Consider the following 9,309-nt stretch of genomic DNA (forward strand, 5'->3'; position numbering starts at 1 on the left):
CCAAAATTTCCTGCACGCTCTGGACCTTTAAGGCCTCCTTACCGGCCATAAGAGCCGGTAAGGAGGCCTTCACGGCCGGCCAGCAAGCCGAGCGCGCGCTCACTTCCGGACCCTGGTTCGGCGTGGTAGATCACCAGGCCCTGGTCCGGGTCGTCGGGCAGGCGCAGCGTCTCGTAGCGCAGCCGCAGCTCGCCGACCACGGGGTTCACCATCACCTTCCACCCCTGCGCCTTCTCCCGCACCGCGTGCTCCGCCCACAGCGCGCGGAATTCGGCGCTGGCCCGCGAAAGCTCGTCGACCAGCCGGGTGAACTCCGGGTCGCCGGGGTGCCTGCCGCCCTCGGCCCGCAGGTTGGCGACGACTTCGCGGGACACCGCGTCCCACTCCGGGTACAGCTCCTTCCCACGTCCGCCGAGGAAGGAGAGCTTCGCGATGTTGCGCTCTTCGAGGTGCTCGAAGTCGAACGCGATCGCGCCGCCGAGGGCGTTCCAGGCCAGCACGTCCAGGTAGCGGCCGAAGACGAACGCCGGCGCCTGGATGGCGTCGAGCAGCAGCTGCAGCTCGGGCCGGACCCGCTGCGGCCCGGGCCGGCCACGGCGGCCCGGCCCGGCGAGGTTGCGCAGGTAGGCCTCCTCGCCGTCGGTGAGGCGCAGTGCGCGGGCCAGCGCGTCGAGGACGGCGTCCGACACGTTCTTCGCCCGGCCCTGCTCCAGCCGCGTGTAGTAGTCGACGCTGATCCCGGACAGCTGTGCCAGTTCCTCCCGCCGCAGTCCCGCGACACGCCGGTGCGTGACCCCGCGCGGCAGGCCCAGGTCGGCCGGGTCCAAGGCGGCCCGGCGCGCCTTCAGGAAGGCACCCAGTTCACTCATGCCGACAGGGTCACCGGCCGCCGCGGGCCATGCGAAGCACGTCGAGCGCCTCGTCCAGCTGCTCTTCCGTGAGCTTCCCGTCGCGCACGTACCCGCGCTCGATGACGACTTCGCGGATCGTCTTCAGCTCCTTCAACGCCTGCTTCGCGACGGCCGCCGCTTCTTCGTAGCCGATGTACTTGTTCAACGGCGTCACGATCGACGGCGAGCCCTCGGCATACGTCCGGGTGCGGTCGGTGTGCACGGTGATACCCGCGAAGACCTTGTCCGCCAGCAACCGCGAAACGGCGGCGAGCAGACGTGCCGACTCGAGGACGTTCCGCGCGATCACCGGCAGGTTGACGTTCAGCTGGAAGTTGCCCGCGGCCCCGGCGAACGCCACGGCCGCGTCGTTGCCGATCACCTGCGCGACCACCTGCAGCGTCGCCTCCGGGATCACCGGGTTCACCTTGCCCGGCATGATCGACGAACCCGGCTGCAGGTCCGGCAGCGCCAGCTCGGCCAGCCCGGTGCGCGGGCCGGAGCCCAGCCAGCGCAGGTCGTTGGCGATCTTGTTGAGCGACACGGCGACCGTGCGCAGGTGGCCGGACGTCTCGACGACGCTGTCCTGCGTCGCCTGCGCCTCGAAGTGGTCGCGGGCCTCGGTCAGCGGTAGCCCGGTGACCGTGGCGAGTTCCGCGGCGACCGATGAGCCGAAGTCCTCCGGGGCGTTCAGGCCCGACCCGACGGCCGTGCCGCCGATCGGCAGCTCGCCCAGCCGCGGCAGGCCCGACTTGAGCCGTTCGACGCCGTAGCGGATCTGGGAGGCCCACGCGCCCGCCTCCTGGCCGAGCGTGATCGGGACCGCGTCCATCAGGTGCGTGCGGCCGGACTTCACGACGTCGGCCCACTCCGCGGCCCGCACCTCGATGGCGCCCGCGAGGTATTCGAGCGCCGGGATGACGTCCTTGGTCACCGCTTCGGTGGCGGCGACGTGGATGGTCGTCGGGAAGGTGTCGTTCGACGACTGCGACGCGTTGACGTGGTCGTTCGGGTGCACGTCACGGCCGAGCGCGCGCGAAGCGAGCGTCGCGATGACCTCGTTGGCGTTCATGTTCGACGACGTCCCGGACCCGGTCTGGAACACGTCGATCGGGAAGTGCGCGTCGTGGACGCCCTCGGCGACCTCGTCGGCGGCGGCCGCGATGGCGTTCGCGACGTCGGCGTCGAGCACGCCCAGCTTGAGGTTCACGCGCGCGGCGGCCGCCTTGAGCAGGCCGAGCGCGCGGATCTGGGCGCGTTCCAGGCCCCGGCCGGAGATGGGGAAGTTCTCGACGGCCCGCTGGGTCTGCGCGCGGTAGAGCGCGTCGGCCGGCACGCGGACCTCGCCCATCGTGTCGTGTTCGATCCGGTATTCCTGATCAGCCATGACACCGATTCTGGACCTGTTCGCGAGCCGCCGCGTGGTGGCGTCGCCCACCCTCGCCCGCCCGCGACGCTAGGATCGGGTGTGTTCTCGATCACCGCCATCCACCACTGGCTGGAGCGAGCATGACTGACGCCACGGGCGACTCGTACGACCTCGTGATCATCGGCGCGGGGCCGACGGGCCTGTTCGCCGCCTACTACGCCGGGTTCCGCGGCCTTTCGATGGCGGTGGTCGACTCGCTGCCCGAGCCCGGTGGCCAGGTGACGGCGATGTACCCGGAGAAGATGATCTACGACGTCGGCGGGTTCGCCGAGGTCCGCGGCCGCGACCTCGTCGAGGGCCTGGTGAAGCAGGCCGCGCCCTGGAAGCCGAAGTACCTGCTGGGACGCAAGGCCGAAAAGCTCGAAAGCGCCGGCGACAAGCTCGAGCTGACCCTCGACGGCGGCGAAACCCTCACCGCCGGCGCGGTGCTGATCACCGCGGGCATCGGCGAGTTCACCCCGCGCCCGCTGCCGGCCGGCGACGGCTGGCTCGGCCGCGGCATGGTCCACTTCGTCCCGTCGCTGCAGGCGCACGCGGGGCAGCACGTCGTGGTCGTCGGCGGCGGCGATTCGGCGTTCGACTGGATCCTCGCGCTGCGCCCGGTCGCGGCGAGCGTGACGCTCGTGCACCGCCGGGCGAAGTTCCGCGCCGCCGAGTCGATCGTGCGGCAGGCACGCGAGCTGGGCACCCGGATCATCACCGACGCCGAGGTCACGCGGTTCGTCGAAGCGCCGGACGGGACGCTCGAAGCCGTCGACGTCTCGATCAAGGGCGGCGAAGACGAGCGGCTCCCGGCCAACGCCGTCGTCGCGGCGCTCGGGTTCACCGCCGACCTCGGCCCGATCGAAAGCTGGGGCCTGGAGATCGACCACCGCGCCATCGCGGTCGACTCGACGATGGCGACCGCGCGGGAGCGCGTCTACGCCGCGGGCGACGTCGCCGCGTACCCGGGGAAGGTCAAGCTGATCGCGACCGGCTTCGGCGAGGCCGCGACGGCCGTCAACAACATCGCCGTCGCGCTCGACCCGGACGCCCACCTGTTCCCGGGCCACTCGAGCAACGCCGAGTAGCTCAGGCCTTCGTCTTCTCCGCGATCCAGGGCGCGTAGGCGACGACGGAGGTGTAGATCGACGGCGCCGCCGCGCATTCCGGCTCGTTGTTGCCCGGACGGCTGGTGACGCCGACGAGCAGCCAGTGGTCGCCGTCGCGGACGACCTGCGGTCCGCCGGAGTCGCCGAAACAGGCCCCGGCCTTGCCGCCCGGGTTGTCCGTGCACAGCTCGGCCGTGCCGTCGAACGTCGACGTGCACTTCGAGCCTTCGACGATGTGCGTGTCGAGCTGCTGCAGCGTCGCCGGCAGCTGGCCGCAGTTGACCTTCGGGCACGTCTGGCCCCAGCCGAGGATGCGGGTCGCGGTGCCCGGCGACGCGGCCGTCGCGAGCCCGATCGGCGCCGCCGCGGCCGGTGCGGCCAGCCGCAGCAGCGCGATGTCGCCCGCCGGGCTCTGGGTGTTGAACGCCGGGTTCACGACGATCGCGGCGACCTGGGCGACCTCGCCGCCCTGCCCGACGTCGTTCGTGCCCGCGCGCACCGAGATCGCGGCCGGGGCCTTGTCGAACGCGCAGTGCGCGGCCGTGACGACCCACGTGGGCGCGATCAGCGCGCCGGCGCAGAACAGCTTCCCCGACGCGGAGTGCAGTGACACCGCGAACGGGTACGGCTGGTCCGCGTCCGCGCCCCCGACGATGCCGGGGGCGGCCGCGGCGGTGCCCGGGACCAGGAAGGACAGCAAGGTCGAGAGAACCAGCAGTCGCCTGGTCACGGATCTCCTTACGGCAGCGGGGGGACGACGTCGTCGACGGGCACGTCCAGGTGGCCGTCGAAGTTGACCGAGGAGTACGCCCGCAGCTTGTTCAGCCGGTGGTAGCCGTCGATCATTCTGACGGTCCCGGACTTGGACCGCATCACGATGGACTGCGTCGTCGCGCCGCCCTCGCGGTAGTGGACGCCGCGCAGCAGGTCGCCGTCGGTGACGCCGGTGGCGCAGAAGAAGACGTTGTCGCCGCGCACGAGGTCGTCGTTCAGCAGGATCCGGTCGAGGTCGTGCCCGGCGGCGAGGGCCTTCTCGCGCTCGGCGTCGTCCTTCGGCCACAGCCGGCCCTGCAGCTCGCCGCCGAGGCACTTCATCGCGCAGGCCGCGATGATGCCCTCGGGGGTACCGCCGATGCCGATCAGCATGTCGACGCCGGTGGTGGGGCGGGCCGCGGCGATCGCGCCCGCGACGTCGCCGTCGGAGATGAACCGGATCCGCGCGCCGGCCTCGCGGACCTCCTTGACGATCTGCTCGTGCCGCGGGCGGTCGAGGATGCACACGGTGACGTCGCCGACGCTGCTGTTCTTCGCCTTGGCGACCCGGCGGATGTTCTCCGCGATCGGCGCGCCGAGCTCCACCTTGCCGGCGGCTTCGGGTCCGACGGCCAGCTTCTCCATGTAGAACACCGCGGACGGGTCGAACATCGCCCCGCGCTCGGCGACCGCGAGCACCGCGAGCGCGTTCGGCATGCCCTTGGCCATCAGCGTGGTGCCGTCGACCGGGTCGACGGCGACGTCGCAGTCCGGGCCGTCGCCGTTGCCTACCTCTTCGCCGTTGAACAGCATGGGCGCTTCGTCCTTCTCGCCCTCGCCGATCACGACGACCCCGCGCATCGACACCGTCGAGACGAGCTGGCGCATGGCGTCGACGGCCGCGCCGTCGCCCCCGATCTTGTCGCCGCGGCCGACCCAGCGACCGGCGGCCATGGCGGCGGCTTCGGTGACCCGGACCAGCTCCATCGCGAGGTTGCGGTCGGGCGCTTCACGACGACTCTCTGCGGCGGACATCATTGCCTCCCGGATCGTGGAACTGGCGGGTCAACAGTCTGTCAGATACCCGCCGTGTTTCCAGATACCGTGAGCATGGCCTACCTCACTGGTCGGAGTCGTCCTCCACGGACGCGAGGGCCGCTTCGATGCGCTCGCGGGCGCCTTCGAGATGGCGCTCACAGACCTTCGCGAGCTTCTCGCCCTTCTCCCACAACGCGAGCGACTGCTCGAGGGACAGGCCACCCGCTTCGAGTTCGCGGACGACCTCGACGAGCCGGTCGCGAGCCTGCTCGTAGCCGAGTTCCTCGCTGGGTGTCTCACTCACGCTCGGTGTTCTCCGACCTTCCGGGCTTGCACGCTGTTCGCGCACACTACCGCGCTGGCCATGGCGTGGTCGTACCCGACGAACGCGAGGGCGAACTCCTGCCCGTCACCGTCCGCGATCGCTTCTTCGAGGTTCTCCTGCGCGCCGGCCACGCGCTTGCGGTGCCCGGCGCCCTCGGCGAACCACCAGCGCGAGCCCACCTGCATCGACGTCGCCTCGGAGAGCCGTCGCAGCTGCGGACCGAGGTCACGGCGGGCGGCGCTGCCGCAGCCGGCGAGCAACGCCGTCCAGCACTCGGCGGCGGCCCGGTCGGTGCGCACCGCCTGGTCCAGCAGCGGCCGGGCGCCCAGGCGCCGGGCCGCGTCCACGGTGAGCGGGAGGAACGTCGCTCTCACTCCTGGGCCCCTTCCGCCACCGCGCCGATCGCGCCGTCACCCACGCGCACGCGCAGCTGGGCACCGGCCTCGACTTCGGAGACGGAGCGGAGTACCTGGAGGTTGCCTTCGGCGTCGACGAACTGCACGACCGCGTACCCGCGGGCCAGCGTCGCGGCCGGGCCGAGCGCGGTGAGCCGGGCTCGCGCGTTGGCGATCTCGGCCTGGTCCTTGGCGAGCAGGGTCAGCATGGCGCGGCGGGCGCGTTCGCGGTGGACGTCGACGTCGTCCTGCCGGCGCTGGATCGGGCCCAGCGGGTCGGCCAGCGACGGGCGGCTGCGAATCTGCGTCAGCAGGCGCGTCTGGGTGTCGACCCAGCCGTGCAGGGCGCGGCGCCCGCGGTCGCGCATCTGCCGGACGCGCTCGGTCTCCTCGCGCAGGTCCGGGACGATCCGCTTGCCGGCGTCGGTCGGCGTCGAACAGCGCAGGTCGGCGACGTAGTCGAGCAGCGGGGTGTCCGGCTCGTGCCCGATCGCGCTGACGACCGGCGTCCCGGCGGCCGACACCGCGCGGCACAGCGCCTCGTCGGAGAACGGCAGCAGGTCCTCGACGCTGCCGCCGCCGCGGGCGATGACGATGACGTCGATCTCGGGGTCGGCGTCGAAGATCCTCAGCGCGCGCATGACCTGCGGGACGGCCTGCGAGCCCTGGACGGCCGTGTTGAGCACCTTGATCCGCACGTGCGGCCACCGGCGCTGGGCGTTGGCCAGGACGTCCCGCTCGGCGGCCGACGCGCGGCCGGTGATCAGCCCGACGCCCTTCGGCAGGAACGGGATCGGCCGCTTGCGCTGCGGCGAGAACAGGCCTTCGGCGGCCAGCAGCTTCCGCAGGCGTTCGATCCGGGCCAGCAGCTCCCCGATGCCGACGGCGCGGATCTGGTCGGCACGCAGGCTGATCGTGCCGCGGCCGAAGAAGTACGACGGCTTCGCGTGCACCACCACGCTCGCGCCTTCGCGCAGCGGCGGTTCCATCTCGCGGATCAGCCAGTTCGGGCAGGTGACGGACATCGAGACGTCCGCCGAGGGGTCACGCAGCGTCAGGAACGCGGTCTGCGTGTTCGGCCGCGAGCTGACCTGCGTGACCTGGCCCTCGACCCACACACTGCCGAGCCGGTGGATCCAGTCGCCGATCTTGCGCGCGACGGTCCGGACCGGCCACGGCTTTTCCGCGGTGCTCGCGGGCGCTGGTGCGGATTCGGTGGTCACGGGCCTTCCGCGCCGTCGCCATTGTCTTCGGCACCATTTTCTTTGGCGCGTTCCGCCTTGCGGGCGTTGGCGATCCGGCGCGACAGCATGCCGGTGAAGGACGAGCGGTCGGCGTGCGCGCGCTCGTACTCGAGGATCGTCTCGAGCTGGTCGATCGAGAGCTGACGCAGCCGGGCACGCAGCTGGGGGAGGGTGAGCTGGTCGTAGCCGGTCAGTCCGGCGGGCCCTTCGTAGCCCGCGGCGCTGGTCCGGGGCGTCTCGCTCTTGGCCTTCTTGTCGATCGCGGGCGTGCCGGGCTGGGGCTTGCGCGGCGTTTCTTCCTCGGCCTCGTGTTCTTGGGCGGAGTCGAACTCGCCGTCGGCGTGGTTCTCGGCGAGCGCGCGTTCCTCGGCGGCCCAGGGGTCACCCAGCTCCGCTTCGAGCTCGGTCGCTGACGGAACGTGACCGTTGATTTCCGAGCGCGGTTCCGGCACGTCGGCGACCGGCGCGAGGTTCGGCCGCGCGGGCGGGACGTCGCCCAGCTCGGCGTCTTCGTCGAACGTCGCCCAGCTCGGGGTGTCCTCGACCGGCCGCAGGCTCGACAGGGCGTTGTCGCCCTTGATCGCCAGCTCGGTGACGTGCTGCTGGACGCGCATGGAGGCCTGCAGGACCTGGCTGGCGACGGTCACGGGGAGGCCGGCGAGCTGCCGGGGGAGTTCGCGAACCCGCTCGGCGGTGGTGACGGCGAGGCCCGCGGCGACCCGGAGGGGGAGCGGGAATGGCTTCATGCGTCCAGCCTGCCGCATGACCCGCTCTCCTGCCCAACCGAAAGAGTGGGTTAGTGCGCGTTGAGTGACCCCGGGCACCTTTCGGAAGGGGGACGAAGCTCACCCGAAAGGGACTGCGAGGGCGTCACCGGGCTGCCCGTACCCTGGGGGCATGAGTTCAGCGAGTCCCGGAATCGAGCCCGCGGGTACCCCGACGATCACCGGAACCGCTTCCGGCAAGCGGGTGCTGCTGGCCAAACCCCGTGGTTACTGCGCGGGCGTGGACCGCGCGGTGATCGCCGTCGAGAAGGCCCTCGAGGTCTACGGCGCCCCGGTGTACGTCCGCAAGGAGATCGTCCACAACCGGCACGTGGTCGAGACGCTGCGTGAGCGCGGCGCGATCTTCGTCGACGAGACGTCCGAGGTGCCCGAGGGCGCGCTCGTGGTGTTCTCCGCCCACGGCGTCTCGCCGATGGTGCACGCGGAGGCCGCCGAACGGAACCTGCGCACGATCGACGCGACCTGCCCCCTGGTGACGAAGGTGCACAAGGAGGTCAACAGGTTCGCCAAGGACGACTACGACATCCTCCTGATCGGCCACGAGGGCCACGAAGAGGTCGAGGGCACGGCCGGCGAGGCGCCGGACAAGGTGCAGCTGGTCGACACGGCCGAGGACGTCGACAAGGTCGAGGTGCGCGACCCGTCGAAGGTGATCTGGCTGTCCCAGACGACGCTGTCGGTCGACGAGACGATGGAGCGCGTCGACCAGCTCCGCGAGCGCTTCCCCGGCCTGGCGGACCCGCCGAGCGACGACATCTGCTACGCGACGACGAACCGCCAGGTCGCGGTCAAGGCGATGGCGGCCGAGTGCGACCTGGTCCTGGTGGTCGGCTCGAAGAACTCGTCCAACTCGAAGCGCCTGGTCGAGGTGGCTCTGAAGGCCGGAGCGAAGGCGTCGTACCTGGTCGACTTCGCCCGCGAGGTGGATCCGTCGTGGCTCGACGGGGTGACGACGGTCGGGGTGACGTCGGGCGCGTCGGTCCCGGACGTGCTGGTCATGGAGCTGCTGGACTGGCTCGCCGAGCGCGGCTACGCGGACGTCGACGAGGTCACGACGGCCAACGAAAAAATCTCGTTCGCCCCGCCGAAGGAGCTCCGCAAGGTCTGAGGCTGACCCGGGTTCGGCGGCTCACCCGCCGCCGAACCCGCGAGATGGCCCCTCAATCACACGTGATGCCCCTCTGATCACGCGCGATGCCTCTCCAATCACACGTGATGCCCGCCCAGTCACGCGAGTTCCGGCTTCAATCACGCGAGTTCCGGTTCTGATCCGAAAATGGGACTTTGGGGGCGTGCGTCAGCATCCGGCGGAGCGGAGCGGAGCCGGTTTCGAGGGTGGGTGGTGTTCAGGCGGCGGGT

At 71.2% G+C, this 9,309-nt stretch carries 10 protein-coding genes; 2 read left to right on the forward strand and 8 right to left on the reverse strand.

From position 1 onward, the window contains the following. Positions 1 to 38: 38 nt before the first annotated feature. Positions 39 to 869 carry a helix-turn-helix transcriptional regulator gene (locus AB0G28_RS48435; RefSeq protein ID WP_361106177.1) on the reverse strand — a complete coding sequence of 277 codons (831 nt, stop codon included), beginning with the start codon at positions 867 to 869 and terminating at the stop codon, positions 39 to 41. Between the two features lie 10 nt (positions 870 to 879). Beyond that, complete coding sequence (locus tag AB0G28_RS48440) at positions 880 to 2,277, reverse strand: class II fumarate hydratase (RefSeq protein WP_361106180.1); 1,398 nt, start codon at positions 2,275 to 2,277, stop codon at positions 880 to 882. 122 nt (positions 2,278 to 2,399) lie between these two features. Between AB0G28_RS48440 and AB0G28_RS48445 the strand changes: the two genes are divergently transcribed. Then, on the forward strand, positions 2,400 to 3,389 hold the full coding sequence (locus AB0G28_RS48445; protein ID WP_361106183.1) for an NAD(P)/FAD-dependent oxidoreductase: 990 nt from the start codon (positions 2,400 to 2,402) through the stop codon (positions 3,387 to 3,389). Between the two features lies 1 nt (position 3,390). Here the strand turns inward: AB0G28_RS48445 and AB0G28_RS48450 are convergent, their stop codons facing one another. The 6 genes from AB0G28_RS48450 to AB0G28_RS48475 all read right to left on the reverse strand — a co-directional run bounded on the left by AB0G28_RS48450 (position 3,391) and on the right by AB0G28_RS48475 (position 7,911). Continuing rightward, entirely contained in the window at positions 3,391 to 4,140 is a 750-nt protein-coding gene (locus AB0G28_RS48450) for a serine protease (protein ID WP_361106186.1), read from the reverse strand. Between the two features lie 8 nt (positions 4,141 to 4,148). Continuing rightward, complete coding sequence (gene glpX, locus AB0G28_RS48455) at positions 4,149 to 5,201, reverse strand: class II fructose-bisphosphatase (protein WP_361106189.1); 1,053 nt, start codon at positions 5,199 to 5,201, stop codon at positions 4,149 to 4,151. 82 nt (positions 5,202 to 5,283) lie between these two features. Then, complete coding sequence (locus AB0G28_RS48460) at positions 5,284 to 5,505, reverse strand: exodeoxyribonuclease VII small subunit (protein WP_361106192.1); 222 nt, start codon at positions 5,503 to 5,505, stop codon at positions 5,284 to 5,286. Continuing rightward, positions 5,502 to 5,900, reverse strand: coding sequence for a hypothetical protein (locus AB0G28_RS48465; RefSeq protein WP_361106195.1), 399 nt, complete (start codon positions 5,898 to 5,900; stop codon positions 5,502 to 5,504). The genes AB0G28_RS48460 and AB0G28_RS48465 overlap by 4 nt, the downstream gene beginning before the upstream one ends. Next, positions 5,897 to 7,144 (reverse strand): exodeoxyribonuclease VII large subunit, encoded by a 1,248-nt coding sequence (gene xseA / locus AB0G28_RS48470; RefSeq protein WP_361106198.1) that lies wholly within the window; start codon positions 7,142 to 7,144, stop codon positions 5,897 to 5,899. Before xseA ends, AB0G28_RS48465 begins: the two co-directional genes overlap by 4 nt. Next, entirely contained in the window at positions 7,141 to 7,911 is a 771-nt protein-coding gene (locus AB0G28_RS48475; protein ID WP_361106200.1) for a lipid droplet-associated protein, read from the reverse strand. The genes xseA and AB0G28_RS48475 overlap by 4 nt, the downstream gene beginning before the upstream one ends. Positions 7,912 to 8,062: 151 nt before the next feature. Here AB0G28_RS48475 and AB0G28_RS48480 point away from each other — a divergent pair, with 151 nt between their 5' ends. Then, complete coding sequence (locus AB0G28_RS48480) at positions 8,063 to 9,058, forward strand: 4-hydroxy-3-methylbut-2-enyl diphosphate reductase (RefSeq protein ID WP_361106203.1); 996 nt, start codon at positions 8,063 to 8,065, stop codon at positions 9,056 to 9,058. The last annotated feature ends 251 nt before the right edge of the window (positions 9,059 to 9,309 follow it).

The organism is Amycolatopsis sp. NPDC021455, from assembly GCF_040640995.1.
Taxonomy (GTDB): domain Bacteria; phylum Actinomycetota; class Actinomycetes; order Mycobacteriales; family Pseudonocardiaceae; genus Amycolatopsis.